Source organism: Paenibacillus sp. BK033 (assembly GCF_004345425.1).
GTDB lineage: Bacteria > Bacillota > Bacilli > Paenibacillales > Paenibacillaceae > Pristimantibacillus.
Genome location: NZ_SLVP01000003.1, coordinates 68301 through 91411, shown reverse-complemented (window position 1 = coordinate 91411; position 23111 = coordinate 68301). Strand labels below are relative to the sequence as shown.

21 protein-coding genes are annotated in these 23111 nt (G+C 51.2%); 19 read left to right on the top strand and 2 right to left on the bottom strand.

Annotation, left to right across the window (positions count from 1 at the left end; all coding sequences use genetic code 11):
• Positions 1 to 3: 3 nt before the first annotated feature.
• The 3 genes from queA to yajC are packed head-to-tail and all read left to right on the top strand — an operon-like array spanning position 4 to position 2580.
• Positions 4 to 1050, top strand: coding sequence for a tRNA preQ1(34) S-adenosylmethionine ribosyltransferase-isomerase QueA (gene queA / locus EV294_RS12690; protein ID WP_132307263.1), 1047 nt, complete (start codon positions 4 to 6; stop codon positions 1048 to 1050).
• Between the two features lie 50 nt (positions 1051 to 1100).
• Positions 1101 to 2234 (top strand): tRNA guanosine(34) transglycosylase Tgt, encoded by a 1134-nt coding sequence (tgt, locus tag EV294_RS12685; RefSeq protein WP_132307261.1) that lies wholly within the window; start codon positions 1101 to 1103, stop codon positions 2232 to 2234.
• A gap of 31 nt (positions 2235 to 2265) precedes the next feature.
• Positions 2266 to 2580 carry a preprotein translocase subunit YajC gene (yajC, locus tag EV294_RS12680; RefSeq protein WP_132307259.1) on the top strand — a complete coding sequence of 105 codons (315 nt, stop codon included), beginning with the start codon at positions 2266 to 2268 and terminating at the stop codon, positions 2578 to 2580.
• An 86-nt stretch (positions 2581 to 2666) separates the two neighbouring features.
• Here the strand turns inward: yajC and EV294_RS12675 are convergent, their stop codons facing one another.
• Positions 2667 to 3068, bottom strand: coding sequence for a TIGR04086 family membrane protein (locus EV294_RS12675; RefSeq protein WP_132307257.1), 402 nt, complete (start codon positions 3066 to 3068; stop codon positions 2667 to 2669).
• A 151-nt stretch (positions 3069 to 3219) separates the two neighbouring features.
• On the opposite strand from EV294_RS12675, the gene EV294_RS12670 reads away from it, so the two are divergent.
• Together EV294_RS12670 and EV294_RS12665 are read left to right on the top strand one after the other, a co-directional pair.
• On the top strand, positions 3220 to 4539 hold the full coding sequence (locus tag EV294_RS12670; RefSeq protein ID WP_207918139.1) for an ArsB/NhaD family transporter: 1320 nt from the start codon (positions 3220 to 3222) through the stop codon (positions 4537 to 4539).
• Positions 4540 to 4655: 116 nt separating this feature from the next.
• Complete coding sequence (locus tag EV294_RS12665; protein WP_132307255.1) at positions 4656 to 5420, top strand: YetF domain-containing protein; 765 nt, start codon at positions 4656 to 4658, stop codon at positions 5418 to 5420.
• Between the two features lie 76 nt (positions 5421 to 5496).
• Here the strand turns inward: EV294_RS12665 and spoVB are convergent, their stop codons facing one another.
• Entirely contained in the window at positions 5497 to 7056 is a 1560-nt protein-coding gene (gene spoVB / locus EV294_RS12660; protein WP_132307253.1) for a stage V sporulation protein B, read from the bottom strand.
• A gap of 195 nt (positions 7057 to 7251) precedes the next feature.
• On the opposite strand from spoVB, the gene EV294_RS12655 reads away from it, so the two are divergent.
• The 14 genes from EV294_RS12655 (at position 7252) to EV294_RS30275 (ending at position 23077) form a co-directional block, all read left to right on the top strand.
• A complete protein-coding gene (locus EV294_RS12655) occupies positions 7252 to 7491 on the top strand; it encodes a post-transcriptional regulator (RefSeq protein ID WP_243711653.1) in 240 nt (79 codons plus the stop codon).
• Positions 7492 to 7586: 95 nt separating this feature from the next.
• Positions 7587 to 8819, top strand: coding sequence for a protein translocase subunit SecD (gene secD, locus EV294_RS12650; protein ID WP_132307249.1), 1233 nt, complete (start codon positions 7587 to 7589; stop codon positions 8817 to 8819).
• The gene (gene secF / locus EV294_RS12645; RefSeq protein WP_132307247.1) at positions 8809 to 9729 is read left to right on the top strand and encodes a protein translocase subunit SecF; all 921 of its coding nucleotides are present in this window, start codon (positions 8809 to 8811) and stop codon (positions 9727 to 9729) included. Before secD ends, secF begins: the two co-directional genes overlap by 11 nt.
• Positions 9730 to 9830: 101 nt before the next feature.
• Positions 9831 to 10721, top strand: a complete 891-nt coding sequence (locus EV294_RS12640; RefSeq protein WP_132307245.1) for a cation diffusion facilitator family transporter — start codon at positions 9831 to 9833, stop codon at positions 10719 to 10721.
• Between the two features lie 25 nt (positions 10722 to 10746).
• Positions 10747 to 12780: a single-stranded-DNA-specific exonuclease RecJ gene (gene recJ, locus EV294_RS12635; RefSeq protein ID WP_132307243.1), complete on the top strand. Its 2034-nt coding sequence runs from the start codon at positions 10747 to 10749 to the stop codon at positions 12778 to 12780.
• Between the two features lie 44 nt (positions 12781 to 12824).
• Positions 12825 to 13337 (top strand): adenine phosphoribosyltransferase, encoded by a 513-nt coding sequence (locus EV294_RS12630; RefSeq protein WP_127494695.1) that lies wholly within the window; start codon positions 12825 to 12827, stop codon positions 13335 to 13337.
• A gap of 322 nt (positions 13338 to 13659) precedes the next feature.
• Complete coding sequence (locus EV294_RS12625; RefSeq protein ID WP_132307241.1) at positions 13660 to 14619, top strand: ABC transporter permease; 960 nt, start codon at positions 13660 to 13662, stop codon at positions 14617 to 14619.
• A gap of 37 nt (positions 14620 to 14656) precedes the next feature.
• On the top strand, positions 14657 to 15556 hold the full coding sequence (locus EV294_RS12620) for a carbohydrate ABC transporter permease (RefSeq protein WP_132307239.1): 900 nt from the start codon (positions 14657 to 14659) through the stop codon (positions 15554 to 15556).
• Between the two features lie 122 nt (positions 15557 to 15678).
• A complete protein-coding gene (locus tag EV294_RS12615) occupies positions 15679 to 17367 on the top strand; it encodes an extracellular solute-binding protein (RefSeq protein ID WP_132307237.1) in 1689 nt (562 codons plus the stop codon).
• A gap of 116 nt (positions 17368 to 17483) precedes the next feature.
• Entirely contained in the window at positions 17484 to 18287 is an 804-nt protein-coding gene (locus EV294_RS12610) for a response regulator transcription factor (RefSeq protein WP_132307235.1), read from the top strand.
• Position 18288: 1 nt separating this feature from the next.
• Positions 18289 to 20055 (top strand): sensor histidine kinase, encoded by a 1767-nt coding sequence (locus tag EV294_RS12605; protein ID WP_132307233.1) that lies wholly within the window; start codon positions 18289 to 18291, stop codon positions 20053 to 20055.
• Positions 20056 to 20174: 119 nt separating this feature from the next.
• Positions 20175 to 22358, top strand: coding sequence for a RelA/SpoT family protein (locus EV294_RS12600; protein WP_132307231.1), 2184 nt, complete (start codon positions 20175 to 20177; stop codon positions 22356 to 22358).
• A gap of 17 nt (positions 22359 to 22375) precedes the next feature.
• Positions 22376 to 22819, top strand: a complete 444-nt coding sequence (dtd, locus tag EV294_RS12595; protein WP_132307229.1) for a D-aminoacyl-tRNA deacylase — start codon at positions 22376 to 22378, stop codon at positions 22817 to 22819.
• A gap of 90 nt (positions 22820 to 22909) precedes the next feature.
• On the top strand, positions 22910 to 23077 hold the full coding sequence (locus EV294_RS30275) for a hypothetical protein (protein ID WP_165930673.1): 168 nt from the start codon (positions 22910 to 22912) through the stop codon (positions 23075 to 23077).
• Positions 23078 to 23111: the final 34 nt, after the last annotated feature.

Here is a 23111-nt window from a genome sequence, read left to right as displayed (position 1 = left end):
TTCATGAATGTAGATTGGTTTGATTTTGAACTGCCCGAGCATCTGATTGCCCAAACGCCTCTTGCAGAACGTACGGCATCGAGACTTCTGGCGCTTAACAAAGAGACGGGGGAGATCGCGCACCGCACCTTCACGGATCTCGCCGAGTACATGAAAGCGGGAGACGTGCTCGTTCTGAACAACACGCGCGTTATTCCGGCCCGTCTTACGGGGGTAAAGCCCGATACAGGCGGGAAGATTGAGCTCTTGCTTCTGAAACAGCTGGAGGGAGACCGCTGGGAGACTTTGGCCAAGCCGGCCAAACGTCTAAAGGCGGGCTCCGAGCTGTGGTTCGGCGACAACGGCAGCGGCGAGCCTCTGCTCCGCGCGGTAGTTGAGGATGAAGGCGAGATGGGCTCGCGGACGATCCGTTTCCATTACGAGGGCATCTTCCAGGAGCTGCTCGACCGTCTGGGAGAAATGCCGCTGCCTCCTTATATCAAGGAGAGACTGGAGGAGCGGGAACGCTACCAGACCGTGTATGCCAAGCATGAAGGCTCGGCGGCCGCTCCTACGGCAGGGCTTCATTTTACGAAGGAGTTTCTGCAGCAGCTGGTCGATAAAGGGGTTAAGCTTGCCTATATTACCCTGCATGTTGGTCTAGGCACCTTCCGGCCGATGTCCGTCGATAAGGTTGAAGAGCATGAGATGCATTCGGAGTATTACGAGCTGGACGAACAAAATGCCGCAATAATAAATGAAGCCAAATCGTCGGGAGCCCGTATAATAGCTGTGGGCACAACCTCCTCGAGAACGCTCGAGACGGTAGCCGCAAGATTTGAAGGCCGAACGATTGAGGCATGCAACGGCTGGACGGATATTTTTATTTTCCCGGGATACGACTTTAAGCTGGTAGACGCTTTGCTGACAAACTTCCATTTGCCGAAATCGACGCTTGTTATGCTGGTCAGCGCGCTAGCCGGACGGGATGCGATTATGAAGGCTTACGGGGAAGCGGTTCGCGAAGAATACCGGTTCTTCAGCTTTGGCGACGCCATGTTTATCTATTAGCATCAGCTTGCGCAAGCACGATAATTCCAAGTAGACAGGAAGAATGACAAGTGGCTGTAAAATACGAATTAATTAAAGTTTGCAAACAGTCCGGCGCGCGTCTTGGCCGGGTCCACACCCCGCACGGCGTTATCGAGACGCCAACGTTTATGCCGGTAGGGACTCAGGCAACCGTTAAGACGATGAGCCCGGAAGAATTAAAAACGATGGACGCTCAAATTATTTTGAGCAACACGTACCATTTGTTCCTTCGCCCCGGTCATGACATTGTCGGCCGGGCGGGGGGCCTTCACAAATTCATGAACTGGGACCGTCCGATTCTGACAGACAGCGGCGGCTTCCAGGTATTCAGCTTGAGTGACATGCGCAAAATTACGGAAGAAGGCGTGCAATTCCGCTCCCATCTGAATGGGGACAAGCTGTTTATCTCTCCGGAGAAGGCCATGGAGATCCAGAACGCGCTTGGCTCGGACATTATGATGGCTTTTGACGAATGTCCGCCGTATCCGGCCGATTACGATTACGTGAAGCAATCGCTTGAGCGCACAACGCGCTGGGCGGAGCGCTGCCTCAATTCCCATGCCCGCAAGCATGACCAAGGGTTGTTCGCAATCGTGCAGGGCGGCATGTACAAAGACCTTCGGATCCAGAGCGCGAAGGATTTGACTTCCATGGATTTCCCGGGGTATGCTATTGGTGGACTAAGTGTAGGCGAGCCTAAGCATTTGATGTATGAAGTGCTTGATTACACCGTACCTGAGCTGCCAACGACCAAACCGCGATATTTAATGGGCGTTGGTTCGCCGGACGCATTGATCGAGGGTTCGATCCGCGGCGTCGATATGTTCGACTGCGTATTGCCGACGCGTATTGCCCGCAACGGGACAACGATGACAAGCCAAGGCCGTCTTGTTGTTCGCAACGCGAAATTCGCCGAGGACTTTGGACCGCTGGATCCGGAATGCTCCTGCTACACTTGCCAAAACTACTCGCGTGCGTATATCCGCCATTTGCTCAAAGCAGACGAGACGTTTGGCATCCGGCTTACGACCTATCACAACTTGCATTTCTTATTACAGCTCATGCGTGATGTGCGTCAGGCGATTATGGAAGACAGGCTTCTTGATTTCCGCGACGAATTTTTCACCAAGTATGGACTGTTTGATAACGAGAAGGGCTTTTAAGCTTAGATTTTAGGGAAAGGGGGGAATTTCCATGAATGCATATCTAGCAGCAGATTCAGCAGGCAGCACGAATATCTTCCAAATGATCTGGCCTTTTATTCTGATGTTTGCGGTTTTCTATTTCTTGCTTATTCGTCCGCAACAGAAGAAAACGAAACAGCGCAACTCGCTTCTCAGCCAGCTGAAGAAGGGTGATAAAATTCAAACGATTGGCGGCCTTCAAGGCACAATCGTTGAACTGACGGACGACACGGTTGTACTTCGCGTCAACGATACGACAAAGATGACGTTCGACCGCAGCGCAATCAGCTCCGTACTGAACAGCGCACCTGCAGCAACGGAGTAATTCCAATGAAAAGAAGCTGATCCTTAGGGTCAGCTTCTTTTCTTGCTTGTATGTAGTATGTGCAGAGGCATGGTTATTCATTACCGCTATTTCTTAAGGTTAACGCCGATCATTCCGCCTAAGGCTCCCGCCAGTATAGCGGCAAGCAGCATCATGGCGCTTTTGCCGGACAATCCGCTGTTGGCCGCAAGGAAACCGATGGTCAGGACGGTAATGCCGTAAATCAAGCCAAGCAGGGCGCCGTGATACCAGCCCTTCATGCCGGAGCGTTTGCCCGATACGAAACCGCCGGCTAAAGCGGAAAAGCCATGAACGGCAAGAGAGTATTGAGGCAGGTTGTTTTCCTTCATATTGCTGAGGTAAAGTAACAACGAGAGAATCAGTGCGCCTATAGCAAGCCAAATAATCGAATATATAACGCCTGCAATAAGCGGAGAGCCGATACGCGGCGGCCGGGCGATCGATTTGATCGATTTGATCGAATTCATTTTATTCCCCCCCTTGTACAAGACTATTAGTACACCTTATGGTCAAGCCGGCGCGATTAGACCTGCCGCTTAGGCTAGACTGGACGTTATTTGCATTTTTTTTGTATAATGTGCTTTGCTTATTGAATTGCTGATACAAGGAGTTGTTGGCTTGGAACCGATTTATCATCCTGCTGCCTGGCAGGTAACGGCGGCTGTCGTTATTTTCCTCACGACCTACGCCATTATTATTACGGAGAAAATAAACCGCACCGTCATCGCCTTATTTGGCGCGGTAATTATGATTGCGCTTGGCGTATTGGATATGAAGCTGGCCTTCTCGGAGCATATCGAATGGGAAACGATCTTTTTGTTAATCGGGATGATGATCCTGGTTGGCATAACGAATAAGACGGGCGTATTCCAATATGCTGCGGTAAAAGCGGCTCAGACCGCAAAAGGAGATCCGGTTAAGATCTTTATTATTCTGTCGTTGCTTACGGGGCTTGGTTCCGCTTTTCTGGACAATGTAACAACGGTGCTTCTAATCGTTCCGATTACGTTCTCGATTACCCGGATATTGAATATAACGCCGGTGCCCTTTCTGCTGGCTGAAATTCTGTCGAGCAATATCGGAGGAACGGCTACCTTAATCGGCGATCCGCCCAATATTATGATTGGTTCGGCTAACGAGAACTTAACGTTTAACGATTTTCTCGTAAACCTGGCTCCGGTTATTCTCGTTATTCTGGTCGTCACAATCGCCCTGCTTGTCTGGATTTACCGTAAGAAGCTGATTGTAACCGAAGAAGCAAAGAAGGAGCTTATGAACTTAATAGCCGAGGATAATCTCACAGACCGAAAGTTAATGATAAAGTCCTTATCGGTTTTGCTGCTGACGATTGTTGGCTTTATACTTCATTCGGTCATCCATATTGAAGCGGCTGCGATTGCATTGGGCGGAGCTACGCTGCTTATGCTGATCGGGGTGAAGCGGGAGGACGCGGAGGCTGCTTTTGACATGGTCGAGTGGGAAACGATCTTTTTCTTTGTCGGCTTGTTTATGCTAGTGGGCGGCTTGGTGGAGACAAACATCATTTCGGATTTGGCGAACTTCACGCTGCAGATTACTTCCGGCGATATGACCAAAACCTCCATGCTGATCTTATGGGTGTCCGGCATTGCTTCCGCGACAATAGACAATATCCCGTTTGTGGCAACGATGATACCGCTCATTCAGGATTTGGGGATACAAATGAAAATTACGAATCCCGACGATCTTAATCCTTTATGGTGGTCGCTGTCGCTTGGCGCTTGTCTGGGTGGCAATGGGACGTTGATCGGCGCATCGGCCAACGTGGTGGTAGCGGGGCTTGCGATGCGTGAAGGCAAAGGCTTCAGCTATATGGATTACTTGAAAATCGGGGCGCCTTTGACGCTGCTGGCTCTTGTTATTTCAACCATATATATCTATTTTATTGTATTGCCATAGGTTATTTACCCATAAATTCGTTAGTCCGCTCATCGCATGATGTGACAGGCTGAAGGTCAGAATAGCTGTACGTGCTGTTCCGATGCTGGCATGACAAAAACGAGGAGGCGGTTAGGATGGAATATGGGAGCATGCTGCTCCGAACCGTATTGATTTACTTCGTCGTATTTCTGATCATGCGTTTTATGGGAAAAAGGGAAATTGGCAAGCTTTCCGTATTTGACCTGGTGATCTCCGTTATGATCGCCGAGATTGCCGTTATCGTCATTGAAGATGTAGAACGTTCCATGTGGGAGGGCATTTTGCCCATGGTCGTATTGCTAATCATTCAGGTGGGCATCGCGTATATTGCCTTGAAAAACCGTAAGCTGAGGTTATGGTTTGACGGGAAACCAAGCTTCATCATAGCCAAAGGCAAGCTTAACCGGGATATCATGCGCAAGCAGCGCTATAACCTGGATGATTTGCTGCTTCAATTAAGGGAAAACAAGATCGCCAACGTGGCGGATGTTGAATTTGCGATTCTGGAGACGACGGGCAAATTATCGGTTGTCGAGAAAGAAAACGCAACGAATAAGGATCAAGAGCAAGAACAAGAAGAACCGCAAAAAGAACCAAAGACAAGGTCGGCTGCCGACGAGCCTATCCTTAAGCCTCAAACGCAGACGCCTGCTCGTTTCCGGTTCGAGATGCTGCCGATTCCGCTCATTATGGACGGCAAGGTGCAGGACGAGAATTTGGCGAAGATGGACAAAACCAGATTCTGGCTAAAAAATGTGCTGCAGGAACAGGGCGTGCACGATTTCAAGGAGGTCTTTCTTTGCACGATAGACCACAAAGGAAAGCTGTTTATCGATACCGACAAAAAGCCGCGCTTCTAGCCGGAACGGACCCCTGTCACTAAAAGCAGGGGTTCGCTTCCGGCAAGGAAGCGCGGCTTTTTTATATGGGAAGCACTCATTTGAACCATTGCCCCAGTACCGGGATGCGGGCGATATCATAGCGGTCGATTATTCTCATCCAGACCATCAACAGCAGATATAAAATAACGCTGATCATGCAGGCAAGGATCAGATTGATCCACTCCAGCGACAAGGGCTGGGTATTCATCATCCACCTTGCGGCGGCTCCCATAATGATCATGGCTGCTCCAACCTTTATAAAATCCATCGCTTGCATATGGAAGCCGATAAATCGCAATACGCTGATGCCGTGGAGGACCGTAACGAGTACGATATTGACGTTAATGGCGATTAGCGCGCCGTATATGCCAAGCTCCGGCTTGGAAGCGAGCATAACGATTAGAATAAGCTTGACCGCGGCCCCGATAAAGGTGTTCATAAGCGCGGTACCGGGCTTGTTCAACGCTTGAAGGGCCGCTTGAAGAGGGGCCTGCAAATAAATGAATATGCCGATCGGAGCTATCAACTGAAGCATCGGAGCGATATCTGCTTGATTGTAAATCAGGCGGCAGATCGGTTCGGCAAACAGCCACATCACAACGACAAACGGTGCCCCTGCCACAAGAGCAAGACGCATGGACTGATGCATCCGGATATGGATCGTTGCTTTATCTCCCTTGGCAGCCGCTTCGGACAGTGAGGGAACGAGGGAGGAAGCAAGCGAGAAGGTTAGCGCGGTTGGCAGGAGCAGCAGCGGAATAATCATCCCTTGCAAGGCGCCGTATTGGGCAGTGGCGGCACGGGTTGCAATTCCCGCGGCCGCGAGGCTTCGGGCAGTCAGAATCGATTCCAGCAAATAAGACAAGGAGCCGACCATGCGGCTTCCGGTTACCGGAATGGACAAGCCGAGCAGGCGGCGAAGCACGGGTGTATTTTCTTCGGGCGCAGCATCCGGCGCAGTAAGTGAAGCTTTTTTTTGCTTTCCGCGTTCTTTCGAATACGTCCAGAGCAGCACGGCAAGAGCGCCGATCTCTCCCGCAACAACCCCAAGCATGGCTCCGGCGGCAGCCCATTCGATTCCTTTCGGAAGCAGCATGGAAGCAAAGGCCAGGGAGCCGATTATGCGGATGACGGTTTCAATGATTTGCGAGGCAGCGGACGGTATCATATTTTGCATGCCTTGGAAGTATCCCCGGTAGACCGAGGAAATTCCTATGATCAGCATTAGCGGCGTCATTACCATAAACGTCTGATAGACCCTGGAGTCCGTCAGCAGATGGGTCGTAATCCATTTCCCGAAGAGGAGCAGCGCAGCCGTCATGACGATAGCCAGTACGATGGTAAGGCCCATTGCTGTCCGGAAAATCTGTTTGACCCTCGAAGAGTCGCCGCGAGATACGGCTTCCGCTGTCCATTTGGTAATGGCAAGCGGAATGCCGCCCGTTATTACGGTCAGCATAACGGTCAGGAACGGGTAGCTGAGCTGATACAGCCCGACGCCCTCCGCTCCGATGATTCTCGGGAGAGCAATGCGCGGAACAAAACCGAGCAGCCGGTTAATGATGCCGGCGGCCAGCAGAATCAGAGCCCCTTTTATAAACGATTGCTTCGTCATTCGTCGCCCTCATCTCTTCAATAATCCCACCTTTTGTATCCGTACATCTTTATGCGCGGCATGTCCGAATCATGAATCATCCAAATTTATCAATTCAAAAGATTCAGCAGGAAAAGCGGCAGGCGGTAGCGAATAGGTAGAAGAGTTATCACTATCGGGACAAGGCATTTGCAAGGCCAAAAGGAGGAGACAGCCGTGAGAGATGAGGATCTGAACAACGCGATTGAGCAGCTGTGCAACAGCAAGGCGGAAGAATTTCATCTCATCGGATACGAACATGTAACGGGGAAAGAGATTTGGGAATGCGTAAGCGAGAAGTATAACAAGACCGGTCAACCGGAGCTTCATCAGATCGTAAACGATATCTTGTCCTTAAAGGTGACAAAATTTATGAACTTTATGACGCTGAGCGCTTTTCGGGGAAACCATTTCTAACGGAAGGGTTTTCTTTTTTTTGTCGTGCAATTTTACACGCAAGTACAACCTAAGTATAATAGGAATATTGAGATCTTAAGGGGGACTATGTACGTATGAACTGGAAGAGATTAACTGCCTTCCTTGCGGTCGTTGTCATCATGTTTGGCGCAATCGCATGGACGAGCCCGGCTCTTGTCAAAGATATCCGGCTCGGTCTTGACTTGAAAGGCGGATTCGAGGTATTGTACGAAGCCTCTCCACTGGAAGGCGGCGAACAGGTAACGTCCGAGTCGCTGAAAGAAACGGCGCATAGCCTGGAGCAGCGGATTGACTCCACGGGTACGACTGAGCCTGAAATCACGCGTGAAGGAAGCAACCGGATCCGCGTGAAAATTCCTGGCGTTACGGATGAAACGGCAATCAGAGACATGCTGAAAAAACCGGTTAATCTGACATTCCGCGGTCCGGACGGCACGGTTGAGCTGCAAGGCAACGACTTCGTGCAAAACGGCGCTAAAGTCGAGTTTGATCAGCTCGGCAACCCGATGATTACCATTAAACTGAAAGACGCGAAAAAGTTTGAAGACGTTACAACAAAGCTGACGGGCAAAACGTTGTCGATTTACTTGGATGACGAATTGCTGTCCAGCCCTACTGTTAACTATCCGATTACAGGCGGTTCGGCACAAATCTCGGGTAAATATTCCCTTGATGAAGCGAACAAGCTGAAAGATACGATTAACCTTGGCGCTCTGCCGCTGAAGCTGACGGAGATCTACACGCAAAGCGTAGGCGCGAAGCTTGGCCAAAAGTCGCTTGAAGATACGGTTGGCGCAGGCGTGATCGGCACGATTATTATTTTGATTCTGTTGATCGTCTTGTTCCGAGTTCCGGGTCTGGTTGCCGGCATTACGGTTATTTCCTACACCTGGCTGCTCGTTGTTGTATTCGAACTGATGAACGCTACGCTAACCTTACCGGGCATCGCCGCGTTCGTACTCGGTATAGGTATGGCGGTTGACGCCAACATCATTATGTACGAGCGGATCAAGGAAGAGATTCGCAGCGGCAAGAGCCTGCTGTCTTCCCTGAAGGCCGGTTCGAAAAACTCGTTCCGTACCATTATGGACGCGAACGTAACGAATATCATCTCTTGCGTCGTATTGTACTTTATCGGTAACGGCGCAATCCGCGGCTTTGCCCTGACGATGATCTTCAGTATTCTCGTAAGTATTGTGACCAACATCTTCTTGGCTCGTCTGCTGATTCACTTGCTGATCCGCAGTAACCTCTTTACTAAACCTGGCTACTACGGCGTGAAGGAGGCAGAAATCCGTGCTCTATAATGCAAAGGTTCGGTTCGACTTTATTAAACACCGCAACAAATTTTTTATGTTCTCGGCTATTTTGACGATTGTCGGCATCTTGATGGTCAGCATCTTCCATTTGAACTTCGGGGTTGACTTCAAGGCCGGTACCAACATGGATATTCTCGTAGGCAAGAAAATTACCCAGGCGGACGCCAAAGCTATTTTGTCTCAAGCAGGCTATTCCGACATAACCCCTACGGTTGGAGGCACAAACGGCGATCGGGTTTCGGCCCGTTTCGACGATGTTCTCGAACAGCCGAAGGTTCAGGCAATCGAGGATGCTTTTAAAGCAAAATACGGTGACAATGTATCATCGGAAGTAAACGTTGTCTCGCCGGATATCGCGCAGGAGCTTGGCGTCAAAGCAATTTATGCGGTTATTATCGCAAGCGTAGCGATTATGCTCTACGTGATGATCCGTTTCGAGTGGCGCATGGCGCTTGCAGCCAACATTGCGATTTTGTACGATGCTTTTGTCGTTATTACGATGTTCTCAATATTCCGTTTGCAGGTTGACCTGCCGTTTATCGCGGCCGTACTGACAACGATCGGTTACTCGATTAACGATAAGATCGTTATCTTTGACCGGATCCGCGAAAATCTTCGTTTCTCGAAAACAAAAAACGCCGATCAAATTGGCGATCTTGTGAACCAAAGCTTGTGGCAGACCATGGCGCGTAACATTTACACGGTACTCGCCGTTCTCATTATCGCAACCTGTCTCTTTATCTTCGGCAGCGAATCGATCAAGCTGTTCGCACTCGCGAAGATGATTGGTCTTGCAAGCGGCGCTTACTCCTCGATCTGTATCGCGGCTCCGCTGTGGATGGTCATGAAGAGCAAGCAAAAGCCGTCTACGAAAGCAGCGGCTAAAAAAGCCGTTTAAGCAATATTTACGGGCAGAGATAGAAAAATACTCTATGAAAAAGTGGAATGGAAGCTTTGCCAGCTCCATGGCGAGCGATCCTTTCCGCGCTGGAGGCATAAATGTCAACTGAACAACGATATGCGAAGGCGAAGCCGGCTGAACAGGCAGGCTTATGGGGAACTGCGGCGCTGGCGTTGTTTAAAGGCATAGTAGGCGGACTCGCGGGCAGCAAATCGCTGCTCGCCGATGCCTTCCGTACGGCGGCAGAATGTGCCGCCGCTTTTGCTTTGTTGTCCGGTAAGCAGGACGAAAGCAAGAAAACGGCTGCGGCGCTGCGGATGGAAGCCTTGACGAATGTTTTTCTGGCCGTGTTTTTTCTCATTACGAGCCTCGAGATTGGCATCTCCGCTATTCGGTCCATTGCGGAAGGGGTTGATACACCGCCGCACTGGACCGCATTTGCGGCCATTCTTATTAGTTTGCTTGTAAGGGAGATGTTCTTCTCCCAGAAGGAACGCGGCTCAAGCCTGTATTGCTCGCTGGCGGCGCTTGTCGGAGCAGGGGGAGCTATGCTTGGAAAGGCTGCGGCTTTGCCGGCTCTGTATTATCTGGACCCTGCGGCCGCAATCGTAATTGCCGTCATTGTGATGTTAAGCGGCTATCGTACGATAGCCGGTTTCGTAAGAAAAGACGGAAAGACCGAGATTCAAAACGAGGACACGGAAATACTGATGCAGCTGATTCAGCGGGTAGAAGGGGTTATTACCGTTGAATCGATTCAGGCCAAGGAGCAGGGGCATTATGTTGTTGCCGATATTGTAATCAGCGTTAATCCGCGAATTTCCGTATCGGAAGGCCATGAAATTGCAAAGCGGGTTAAGCAGCTGCTTCTTACGCGGTTCGGCCATGTTACGGACGTGACGATCCATGTGGAGCCTTACGATCCTGGTTATCCGTACAAATCGAATCATGATCCGAACCAGGAGCATATGCCAACGCTTCTGCAATAGAATGGAAAGGGGTTGAAACTTTAGCGTGATACAAGCTAAAACACGCTGGAATTTGGCGCCTTGGAGTAAAGAGGAAGAACAGCAGGCGGAGCGGCTGTCTGCCCAGCTAAACATTCCCCCTCTTGTTGCCAAGCTTCTTGTCCAGAGAGGCTATAAGGATAAGGAAGCGGCGGAGGTTTTCCTTCAAGGAGGGGAAGATCGGCTGCACGACCCGTATTTGCTGATTGGAATGAAGGAAGCCGTCGACCGGATTCGGCAGGCGGCAGATAACGGCGAATTCATTCGGATTTACGGGGACTATGACGCGGACGGCGTATCCAGTACGTCGCTGCTGATCCATGTATTCCGTGAATTGGGTTATACCTTTGACTATTATATTCCTCATCGCGCCTTGGAAGGCTACGGCCTCAATACCGGGGCAATCGATTTGGCGGCTGCGGACGGCGTTCGTCTTATCGTTACCGTTGACACGGGCATCAGCGCTTACGAGCAGGTCGAATATGCGAAATCGCTTGGCATTGATATTGTCGTAACCGACCATCACGAACCGCCTGAACGGATTCCCGAGGCGGTTGCCGTTGTTAATCCGAAGCGGGAGGATTGCCCCTACCCGTTCAAAGGCTTGGCCGGGGTAGGCGTAGCCTTCAAGCTCGCAACGGCACTTATGGGACGTCCGCCCATGGAATGGACGGATATTGTCAGCCTCGGCACGATTGCGGACATTATGCCGCTGACGGATGAGAACCGGGTATTGGTGCGGGCTGGACTCGAAAGGCTGCAAAATACGGGCAATATCGGCTTCCGGGCTTTATCGGAAGCATGCGGGATAGAGCTGGATCAAGTCACGTCGACCACCGTTGCCTTTGGCATGGCGCCGCGCATCAACGCTGCGGGGCGGCTCGATCATGCGAAGCGCGCGGTAGAGCTGCTGACGACCGGCGATTACGATGAGGCTATACGGGCAGCGTCTTCGCTGGATGTGCTCAACAAGGAAAGACAACGAATCGTGGAAGGCATTGTGAAGGAAGCCGAGCTGCAGTGGCAGGGGAAAAGGGACGCCGCGCAGGCGGCTGCCAGACCCGAGCCCGCCGTTATCGTGCTTGCCGGGGAAGGCTGGAATGTTGGAGTCATCGGAATTGTTGCTTCCAAGATTCTGGAGCGTTATTACAAGCCGGTTATTATCCTTGGCATTGATCCGGAGAGCGGCATGTGCAAAGGGTCGGCAAGATCCATTGAAGGCTATGATCTTCATGCCGCGTTAACCGAATGCGACGAGCTGCTGGATCATTACGGCGGCCATCAGGCTGCGGCCGGCATGAGTCTTCACCGCGATCAGCTGCCGGCATTCGAAGAGAAGCTTAGCGAGCTGGCGATGGAATGGCTGACGGAGCAGGATTGGATTCCGAAAACAGCCATTGATCTCGTCTGCTCGGTGGGGGATGCAAGCGTCCATACGATTGGTCAGCTTGCTCTGCTCGAGCCGTTTGGAGCGGGCAATCCGTCACCTAGGCTGCTGCTGCAATCCGCCGAGCTGTCGGACTACAGGACGATGGGGAAGGATTCCCGGCATTTGAAGCTGTCGCTCCGCAGCGGGCGTGCTTCTCTGGATGCGGTAGGATTCGGATTGGGCGAGCTGTCGAATCAGCTGCAGGCCGGTCTGCCCGTCGATCTGGTTGGCGAGCTGTCCATCAACGAATGGAACGGCCAGCGCAAAGCCCAGCTGCATATTCACGATCTGTATTTCGGAGGAGCGCTTGCCAGATTCCCCGAACGGGAGCACTTCGGACAGGTCTATCAGCTGCTAAGAAGAAAGCAGCGCTTCCCGGTAAAAGGGATTGAAGCCTATCTGTCCGGGCAATGCGGCTGGCCCGAGCAGATGATAACCGTCATGCTGGAGGTCTTCCTTGAGCTTGGCTTTATTGAGGTAGACGGTACTCATTTTGTTGTTGTAGAAGCACCGCAAAAGCGAGATCTTGGTACGTCGCAGAGGTATCAAGAGGCAAAACGCGAAGCCGAAAGGCTTCGTTCGCCGTATGTTCCAAACGAAGTAATGGCATAATTGATATGGGAAGTAGAGAAAGGATTGAATAAAGAATGAGCGATATTAATTTCAAAGACTACATCCGGGTGATTCCCGATTTTCCGCAACCAGGTATCCGATTCAAAGATATTACGACTCTGCTGAAGGATGGCGACGTATACCGCGCTGCTATAGAGGATATCCGTAAAGCGGTTGAACATTTGAAAATCGACATTATTGCCGGACCGGAAGCACGCGGCTTTGTTGTTGGCGCTCCGCTAGCGACGGCGCTTGGCGTTGGCTTCGCGCCAATCCGCAAAAGCGGCAAGCTGCCAGGCGAGACGATTCAAGCCAGCTACGATCTGGAATACGGCAATGACAGCCTGGCGATGCATAAAGACGCGATCTCTCCTGGTCAGCGCGTACTCATCGCGGACGACCTGCTTGCTACTGGCGGTACGATCGCGACATCAATGAACCTTGTCCGCCAGCTGGGCGGGGAAGTGGTTGGCGCCGCATTCCTGATTGAGCTGTCCTACCTGACCGGCCGCGAGAAGCTGGAAGGCGTGGAAGTGTTCTCGCTCGTAACCTACTAAAGTCAAGTTTTTACCTGAACTGTCCCTGACGCGCAAGCGAAGGGGGCGGTTTTTTTGTTTTCACGCACCTTTCAAGGGATGTGAGGTGGAAACGGATTCATTTTAAGCTTAAAAATGCAACCGCATACATCGGAATATAGTGTTATGAATAATAACATGATTCGATTGAAATGTATCATTTTTCGTTGGTCTGGCAAATAGAAACGAACCTTCTCCGATTCTAAAATAAAAGCATGAGCATTTGCTTCTAATTGATAACTAAAACTTGCGAAGTCAGAAACGCAACCGAAACGTGTTGCCATTCTTTTTAGGGGGAAGGCAAATGACAGAGATCACCGCAGCCGTAGCAGAGAAACAACATGCGCTAAAGCGCAAATCCAAGCTTACGCGGTTCATAAAGCAGTGGGATTTGCAGCTGATGGTTATTCCGGCGCTTCTGCTTATTTTCGTATTCAGCTACATACCGATGTACGGCGTACTGACCGCTTTCCAGGATTACAGCATCTTTAAAGGGTTTTTGGATAGCCCATGGGTGGGATTCAAGCATTTCGAAATGTTCTTCCACGCCCCCGAGTTTGAGCGGGTGATGCGAAATACGATCATCATCAGCGTATTGAAGCTGTTGTTCGGCTTTCCGGCGCCAATCCTTCTGGCGCTTATGCTGAACGAGGTAAAGAACATGTACTTCAAGCGCGTTGTGCAGACGGTGAGCTATTTGCCGCATTTCTTATCATGGGTTATCGTATCGGGCTTTGCGATGTCGATCCTGTCGGTGGAGAACGGCAGCCTGAATATCCTGCTCCAGTCCGTGCATCTCGTCAAAGAACCGATCAGCTTCTTGTCCATTCCCGAATACTTTTGGACGATAATCGTCACCACGGGAGTGTGGAAGGAAATCGGCTTCAGCTCCATTGTCTACTTGGCCGCGATTGCGGGCATTGACCCCAACATGTACGAAGCGGCTTCCATCGACGGAGCAAGCCGGTTCAAGCAAATATTCATGATTACGATTCCAACGATCATGCCGGTCGTCATTATCTTCCTTATTCTCGCAATCGGCAATCTGCTTAGCGCGGGCTTTGAGGATCTGCTCCTTCTCGGGGTTAATCCGGTTCTAAGAGACGTATCGGATGTGCTGGATACTTACGTGTACAGAACGGGGATAACGGGGCAGCGTTTCTCTTACGCGACGGCAGTTGGATTGTTCAAGGCAGTCATCAGCGTCGGCTTGCTCACCTTTGCCAATCTTCTGGCAAGAAGAACCGGCAACAGCTTATGGTAAGGCAATCGCATAATCGCATAAGGAGGACCGCCCGCGTATGAGAATCAAATCCAGCTTAAGCGATAGAAGCTTATCGATCTTCGTCTATATCTGCCTGACCGTCATCGCCTTTTTTACCTTTTATCCGTTCTGGAACGCTGCGGTAATTTCGTTTAACAAGGGCATGGATACGGCGCTTGGCGGCGTCACCTTCTGGCCGAGGGCGTTTACGGTCGATAACTACGAAATCGTTTTCCAGGATAAACGGATCATTAACGGTTTTTATGTCTCCGTCATGCGGACGGTGATCGGTACGGCCTGCTCTATCCTGTTTACCGCCATATTCGCTTACGGCATGACCAAGCGCGAGCTGATCGGCCGCAAGTTTTATATGATCGCCTGCATCGTCACGCTTTACTTCAGCGGCGGCATTATCCCGACGTTTCTGCTGATTCGCGGACTTGGCTTGATGGATAACTTTCTTGTCTTTATCGTCCCGGGCTTGATTAGCGTATGGAACATGATTATATTCCGCACCTTCTTCCAAGGACTCCCCAAAGGTCTAGAGGAATCGGCGCAAATTGACGGCTGCGGCTACTGGGCAACGTTTTTTCGCATCATTCTGCCGTTATCCGGTCCCGTCATCGCTACGCTTGCTTTATTTACCGCTGTTGGCCACTGGAACGACTGGTTTTATCCAAGTCTCTATATTACGAAGGAAAAGCTTATTCCCATTCAGACGATGCTGCAGCAGATTCTGAATTCCAATATTATGAGCGAGCAGTTCTCGCAGCTGGATTCCGCTTCGCAGAGCAGGCTTAGCTCGATGAAAAGCGTGACCAGCAAATCGCTTTCGATGGCTACGATGATGGTGGCTACCATCCCGATTATCGCCGTGTATCCGTTCGTGCAGAAGTATTTCGTAAAAGGGGTATTGGTAGGCTCTTTGAAGGAATAGGGAGTTTAAGCCCGACCAGCGTTTTCAACGTGAAACGGATACGGCTTGCCCGGCAGCACGGATCGACAAATCCGCTTCCGCTGAACATAATTAAAAGCATGGGAGAGAGGGGTAATAGTAACATGAGCAGATGGAGGAAGTCGGCAACGATTGGACTAGCAAGCGTAATGGCGATCACATTGGCAATGACGGGATGCTCCGGCAATAACGGGAACAAGACAAACAACGAACCGGCAGCGACCAACAGCCAGAAGCCGGCCGAAAGCGAAACGCCCGCGAACACGGCTGCCGATTCGGGAGCATGGAAGCTTGGCAGTGAACCGCTGAAGTTTTCATTCTACGGGCATTACGACTGGTATTCGATGCCCGCTTGGGGCGGGGACGAGGCAACCAAATGGATTAAAGACAACATGAAGGTCGATATTACGCCGGTTCAATCTGGCGGCAATGCGGCTCAGAAGCTGAATACCATGATTGCTTCCGGAGAGCTGCCGGATGTCATCTGGTTGGACCGCGGGGCGGATGTCGAGAAGCTGCGCGAAGCGGGCATGCTGGTTCCTTTCGACGATTATCTCGATAAATATCCGAACTTCAGGAAGTGGGTCGGCGAAGAGGCGATCAATATGCTGCGTTCGAAGGACGGCAAGATCTATCAGTTCCCGAACTGGTATACGTCCCAGCCTAACGGCAACGCAGGTTACCTCGTAAATAAGAAGATTTATGAGGAGCTCGGCAAACCGGCACTCGAAACAACCGATGATTTCTACAACTATCTGAAAATGGTCAAAGAGAAATATCCTAACGTAACGCCTTTTAACCCGGATTTGGCGATTGACGGCCAAGGACTTGATGTGTTGTACTCCGCATTCGGAGAGGATTACTCGACGGCTTATGTATCGAACCGAGCCGTGCCAAACGGCGACAAGCTGACTTCGCTGTTCCTGGATCCCGTCTTCCGCGAGTCGATGCAGTTCGCCAGCAAGCTGTTCCGCGAGAAGCTGATGACCCCGGATGCCCTGACGCAAACGAAGGATCAAGTGAAGGAGCAGGCCTATAACGGAACGGCTGCCGTATTCGCCGGCGCCAGCCCTACGGAATATGGCGCAGTTGGCGATTCCGAGCTGAAGAAGAAGGATCCGAATTCGGGTTACATGATGATCTGGCCGGTCCATAAGGCAGGTCTCGATAAGAATAAAATTTGGGCAGGTACTTACACGCAGCTGGGCTGGAACGTAAGCGTCATTACGAAATCGGCCAAAGATCCAGAGAAAATTTTCGCTTTTCTCGATTACCTGACCGGTCCTGAAGGCACTCGAACGTTGTTCTGGGGTCCTGAAGGCATCTACTGGAAGGGCACGGATGCGGACGGATCGCCGATCTTTACCGATGCTTATACCTCCGACGTAGAAGGGCGCACGAAAATGATGGACGCAACGGTTAACTTCCAATGGAACGGCAACACCGTCTTTATCGATACGTCCAAAATGAAATTCGAGCTGACGCTGCCGGAAGAGAAGCAATCCTGGGAAGCGCGCTGGCAAAATGCGATTACCTGGAAAACGCAGAAGAACGCAACGGAATTCATTAACCTGGCGCCTGCGCCGGATTCCGAAGAGGGCATTATCGCCCAAACCTTCGAGGAGCTCTACAAGGAAGCAAGAGCGAAGGCTCTGTATGCGAAGAGTGACGAAGAGGTGCTCGCCATCCTCGATAAAGCGCAGAAGGATGCCGAAGCCATTGGCTACGACAAGCTGCTGGCTTACAAGACAACCAAATGGCAGGAAAATTTAAAAAGCATGAAAGGCAATTAACATCGAGGCTCATGCTGGAGTATAATTTGGTCAAGCGGTCAGCGCCGTCCCTATGCATAGGGGCGGTTCTGCCGTTTCACGGCTTAACACTCTTCGGGAACGGGGGAAGATGCTTCGTGTACAAGGTGTTGATTGCAGACGATGAAGTGCTTGACCTGGAAGGCATGCGTTTGTTTATTCCCTGGTCGGAGCTTGGCCTTGAGGTTGTGGCAGCCGTTAACAACGGCTTTGATGCTTACGAGGTGTTAAAGGACGGGAGAATCGATATTCTCGTTACGGATGTGCATATGCCCAGCATGTCCGGACTGGAGCTTGCCCGAAAGGCGCAGGAGACCGAAGGCTGCTCGGGTCTGCGGGTCATATTTGTCAGCGGTTATCAGGATTTCCATTACGTCAAGCAGGCCTTGTCGCTTCGGGCATACAGCTATGTGTTGAAGCCAATGGATGATTCCGAGCTGGTTGACGCGCTTGTTCACGTAACGAAAGAGCTGGATGAAGCTTCAAGAAAGCAAGAGGAAGAAAGACAGTGGCGTCAGGCAGCCCAACGCATGGCTCCCCGCTATCAGCCGCAGCAGGAGACCTCATCCGTGGAACCCGGCAAGCATACGAAGCTCATTCAAGAAGTCACCGCTTACATGAAGGAGCAACTGAACCGCTCCCTGACGCTGAAGGAAGTGGCGGACCGGTTCGCTTTTTCCCCTAATTACCTGGGTCTGATGTTCAAGGAAGAGATGGGTGTAGGCTTCAGCGAATATGTCATTGCGATGCGGATGGAGAGAGCAGGAGAGCTGCTGAAGGACCCTAAAGTGAAGATCTACGAGGTGGCCGACCAGGTAGGTTACCGCTACATGCCTTATTTCAGCCGACAGTTCAAAGAGACCTTTGGCATGACGCCTATCGAATTCAGGAGACACCGCTAATATGATGCATACGCCGCTTACTGGCACTAATCATCCCCGCAAGTTTATTCCGTTTGGCATTAAGCTGCTCATCTCTTATATGATGCTGATCATTATACCGATTTTTCTGCTTGGCTATTTCGCAAGCGGCATCATGACGGATTCGATCCGTTCCAATACAACGAATACCATTAAGGGGACGCTAAAGCAAATCGAAGATAACGTCGTCTATAAATTGGAGGATACGGTTCGTTTATCCGATCTTCTCTATTACGATACAACCTTGTCGAAGCAGCTGCTCCATTACGAGGAAGGCTGGGTGAGCTATGAAGCAACAACCAAGCTGCTGCTTCCGAAGTTCCGGCAGACCATCGAATCGACGAACCGCAGCATGTGGCTTACCGTTTATTTGCGCAACGAGACATTGCCGGAAGTTTATTACGACACCAAAAATATCGATCCTCTTGTCATAAAGGGCAAGTTTTTTGACCTGCTTCATTTGAACCGGATTGCGCAGAAGCCCTGGTACAAATCCTACCCGGTCGAGCACTACGGCGAGACGCTGCAATGGAAGCAGATTGAGGATGACGGCCGCTATAACCGGATATCGATGCTCCGGCGATTAGTGGATCTGGAGTCGGCAAAACCGAAAGAAATCGGCTTTACGCGCATCAGCGTCTATTTGTCCGATTTGTTCCAGAGCGTAGATTCCCGCAAGATTGGCGCAGGCAGCACCTTGTTTATTACCGACGGCAGCCGGAATATTCTGTATGCTTCGGGAGCAACCGAGCAGTCGACGGAGCAATTGTGGGATGAGGGGAGAGGCGAAAATTATCTCGTCATCCGCCAGCCGCTGCCGGGTCTGAACTGGAGTCTCACGGCAATGGTTCCGTCCTCGGTATTAGAGAAGGATACGCAGAAGGTCAAGCTGCTGACATTGGTCATTTGCAGCGCGAGCTGCGTGCTCATTCTGCTGGTCGCGACTTTTGTCTCGAGAACGTTTTCACGGCGGGTATTAAAGGTGATGTCCGTCCTTCAATCCTTCCGCCAGGGAGACTTTCAACGACGGATACATTATAGCGGCAACGATGAATTTACGACGATTGCATCCTCGCTAAATGAGCTGGGCAAACGGACGCAAACCCTGATTGAAGAGGTTTATGCGACAAATTTGAAAAAGAAAGAGGCGGAGCTGGAGACGCTTCAGGCGCAGATCAATCCGCATTTTTTATATAATACGCTTTCCTCGATCAGCCGGTTGGCCAAATTCGGGCAGGTCGAGAAGCAGCATCAAATGGTTATGAACCTTGCCAAGTTTTACCGGCTGTCCTTGAATGAAGGGCAGACTATTATCCCGATCGGCAAGGAAATCGAGCAGGTCCGTGCTTACATGGACATCCAGCAGATTAAATACGGCGACCGGGTCCGAATCGACTATACTATTTCCCCGGAAATTGTCGAACTGACAACCGTGAAGCTGATTGTTCAGCCTTTCGTCGAGAATGTGCTTGAGCATGCCTGGCGCGGAGACCAGATCGATATTCAGGTAACGGGATATCTGGAAGGGGCTGATGTCCATCTCATAGTTGCGGACAACGGCAACGGAATGCCTCAAGATACGATTTTCCAAATATTTAACGGCGAAGGAATGGAACGCGTAGGCTACGGAATCCGTAATGTACATGAAAGAATCCAGCTTTATTACGGTAAAGATTTTGGCGTGGCGATTAATAGTGCCGAAGGTGAAGGTACGCGTGTTCATATTCGCATTCCGGCTCAATCCGTTTAGCTTCCTTGCGCGAAATTTGGTGAGGGATGCAGGTTGACGCGGATGACTACTTCCAGCATAATATTAAGAAAACTCGGAAAATGCGCGAATCGGAGTCAAGCGTTCGGAAAGGACAATTCATGGGCATAGAGCAGTTAATCGAAAAGGCGTCGGCCTATATAAAAGAACAGGATCTTGTACGCATCAGGGAAGCCTATGAATTTGCGGACCAAGCCCACCACGGACAAGTGCGCAAATCGGGAGAGCCTTATATTCTTCACCCTGTTGCAGTTGCGGAAATTATCGTGGATATGCAAATGGACGTACTGTCGATTATTGCAGCGCTGCTGCATGATGTGGTAGAAGACACGACAGTTGACCTCGAGGTCATCCGCGCGAATTTTGGTGAAACCTGCGCGATGCTGGTCGACGGACTTACGAAGCTCGAGAAGATCAAGTTCCGTTCGAAGGAGGAGCAGCAGAACGAGAATTACCGGAAGATGTTCCTGGCGATGGCGCAGGATATCCGGGTTATTCTGATTAAGCTGGCGGACCGCCTTCATAATATGCGCACGCTGAAGTTCCAATCCGAGGAAGCGCAGCGTCGGATTGCCTACGAAACTCTGGAAATTTTTTGCCCGATTGCTCACCGTCTTGGTATTTCCGCGATTAAATGGGAGATGGAAGATATCGCTCTGCGGTATTTGAATCCGCAGCAATACTACCGGATCGCGAATTTGATGAAGAAGAAACGGGCGGAGCGCGAGCTGTTTATCTCCGATGTAATCGGCCGGATCAAAGAGAAGCTCGAAGAGATGGGCATCGACGGGGATATATCGGGCCGTCCGAAGCATATATACAGCATTTACAAGAAAATGACCGTCAAGAACAAACAGTTTAACGAGATTTACGATTTGATGGCGATCCGGATTATCGTAGACAATATTAAAGATTGTTATGCCACACTTGGCATTATTCATACGTTGTGGAAGCCGATGCCGGGACGGTTCAAGGACTATATCGCAATGCCGAAGGCAAACATGTACCAGTCCTTGCATACGACGGTAATCGGACCAAACGGGGATCCGACGGAAGTGCAGATCCGTACCTGGGATATGCACCGCACCTCCGAGTACGGTATCGCGGCTCATTGGGCTTACAAGGAAGGCACCGTTGTGCCGAATAATAATTTCGAGGACAAAATGTCCTGGCTCCGCGAAATTATGGAGCTCCAGAACGAAGCGCGCGACGCCTCGGAATTTATGGAATCGCTCAAGATGGACTTTTTCTCCGATCTCGTATTCGTGTTTACGCCAAGCGGAGAAGTCATCGAGCTGCCAGCCGGCTCCGTGCCGCTGGACTTTGCCTACCGAATCCATACGGAGGTCGGCAACCGGACGATTGGCGCGAAGGTCAACGGACGGATTGTGCCGCTCGACCATAAGCTGAAGACCGGCGACATTATCGAGATTTTAACGTCGAAGCATTCCTACGGTCCTAGCCAGGATTGGGTGAAGATTGCGCAATCGTCCCATGCCCGCAGCAAGATTCGCCAATGGTTCAAGCGCGAGAAACGGGAAGAGAACGTGGCTAAGGGCCGCGACCTGCTTGAACGCGAGCTGAAGCGCATGGGCGTGGAGCCGTCCGCCTGGATGAGCGATGACAAGCTGCAGGAAGTGGCGGGCAAGTTCAATTTCAACGATATTGAAGATATGATGTCGGCCATCGGGTTTGGCGGTATTACGGCTGCTCAGATTTGCACCCGCCTAACCGAGAAGCTCCGCAAGGAAGCGGAGAAATCCAATCTGATTGAGCTGACCTCCGAGCCGAAGGAGATGAAGTCTCCGGGCCACCGCAAGAACCGTCCGACTAACGGCGTAACGGTAAAAGGGATCGATAATTTACTGGTCCGATTTGCTCGCTGCTGCAACCCGGTGCCGGGCGATACGATTATCGGCTACATTACCCGCGGCAGAGGCGTATCGGTCCATCGGATGGACTGCCAGAACATTCCGTTTAATGCCGATGGCGAAGAAGCGGACCGCGTTATCGAGGTGGAATGGGAGGATTCGATTGAATCCAATTACAGCGTGGATATCGAGATAACGGGTCATGACCGGTCGGGGCTTCTCAACGAGGTGCTTCAGGCCGTTTCCGAGAGCAAAACGAATATTTCGGCGGTTACGGGCCGCTCGGTGAAGAACAAAATGGCCATGATTCATATGACCGTGCTCATCCGTAATATCGATCATTTATCCTCTGTAGTAGAGAAAATTAAACGCGTTCAGGATGTTTATTCCGTTCAGCGCATTATGAACAGCTAGTTGGAGGTTTACCCGCAGTGAAGGTAGTTGTACAACGCAGCAAGCAGGCAAGCGTAACGATCGAAGGGGAAGTCGTCGGGGCGATCGAACATGGCCTTGTGCTTCTCGTCGGCATTACGCATGAGGATACGGAAGACGATATCCGCTGGATGGCGGATAAGGTTGCGGGTCTTCGGATCTTCGAGGACGAGAACGAGAAAATGAATTTCTCCGTCGTTGACGTTGGCGGACAGATTCTATCGATTTCGCAGTTCACGTTATACGGGGACAGCCGTAAAGGGCGGCGTCCGAACTTTATGGCTGCCGCACGTCCGGAGCTGGCGGAACCGCTCTACAACCGGTTCAATGAGCTGCTCCGCGCGGCAGGCCTGATCGTTGAGACGGGCCGTTTCGGCGCGATGATGGATGTCGATCTCGTCAATTCGGGACCGGTCACATTAATTATCGACAGCAAGCAGTAAATCGCGGGTAAGATAGGCTTCGGCTGGCAACAATAGAGACAGGCATGGCTTAATCGGCCTCAAGTATCTGTTGGCAGAGGAGCATAATTTATGCATCAATCCCGCAAGGAACAAGGCGTGGAGCGGGCCTCCCGCAGACTCCTGCAATCGGATCGCCGCGAAGCGATCGTAATGTCGAGGCTGGAGGAGCAGGTGGAGACGGCGGAGGAATTTTTCGCATTCCCTTCGAACCGGCGCGAGCCCGGCGGACGCATGTAGGTCTACCTACCATAAGCGAAAGGCTGCTCTTCCG

What these genes read in the sequence shown, in the direction of transcription:
- queA (WP_132307263.1), top strand. Translation starts at nt 4, where the DNA reads ATGAATGTAGATTGGTTTGATTTTGAACTGCCCGAGCATCTGATTGCC.
- yajC (WP_132307259.1), top strand. Translation starts at nt 2,266, where the DNA reads ATGAATGCATATCTAGCAGCAGATTCAGCAGGCAGCACGAATATCTTC.
- EV294_RS12675 (WP_132307257.1), bottom strand. Translation starts at nt 3,068, where the DNA reads ATGAATTCGATCAAATCGATCAAATCGATCGCCCGGCCGCCGCGTATC.
- EV294_RS12665 (WP_132307255.1), top strand. Translation starts at nt 4,656, where the DNA reads ATGGAATATGGGAGCATGCTGCTCCGAACCGTATTGATTTACTTCGTC.
- spoVB (WP_132307253.1), bottom strand. Translation starts at nt 7,056, where the DNA reads ATGACGAAGCAATCGTTTATAAAAGGGGCTCTGATTCTGCTGGCCGCC.
- secD (WP_132307249.1), top strand. Translation starts at nt 7,587, where the DNA reads ATGAACTGGAAGAGATTAACTGCCTTCCTTGCGGTCGTTGTCATCATG.
- EV294_RS12640 (WP_132307245.1), top strand. Translation starts at nt 9,831, where the DNA reads ATGTCAACTGAACAACGATATGCGAAGGCGAAGCCGGCTGAACAGGCA.
- EV294_RS12625 (WP_132307241.1), top strand. Translation starts at nt 13,660, where the DNA reads ATGACAGAGATCACCGCAGCCGTAGCAGAGAAACAACATGCGCTAAAG.
- EV294_RS12620 (WP_132307239.1), top strand. Translation starts at nt 14,657, where the DNA reads ATGAGAATCAAATCCAGCTTAAGCGATAGAAGCTTATCGATCTTCGTC.
- EV294_RS12615 (WP_132307237.1), top strand. Translation starts at nt 15,679, where the DNA reads ATGAGCAGATGGAGGAAGTCGGCAACGATTGGACTAGCAAGCGTAATG.
- EV294_RS12605 (WP_132307233.1), top strand. Translation starts at nt 18,289, where the DNA reads ATGATGCATACGCCGCTTACTGGCACTAATCATCCCCGCAAGTTTATT.
- EV294_RS12600 (WP_132307231.1), top strand. Translation starts at nt 20,175, where the DNA reads ATGGGCATAGAGCAGTTAATCGAAAAGGCGTCGGCCTATATAAAAGAA.
- EV294_RS30275 (WP_165930673.1), top strand. Translation starts at nt 22,910, where the DNA reads ATGCATCAATCCCGCAAGGAACAAGGCGTGGAGCGGGCCTCCCGCAGA.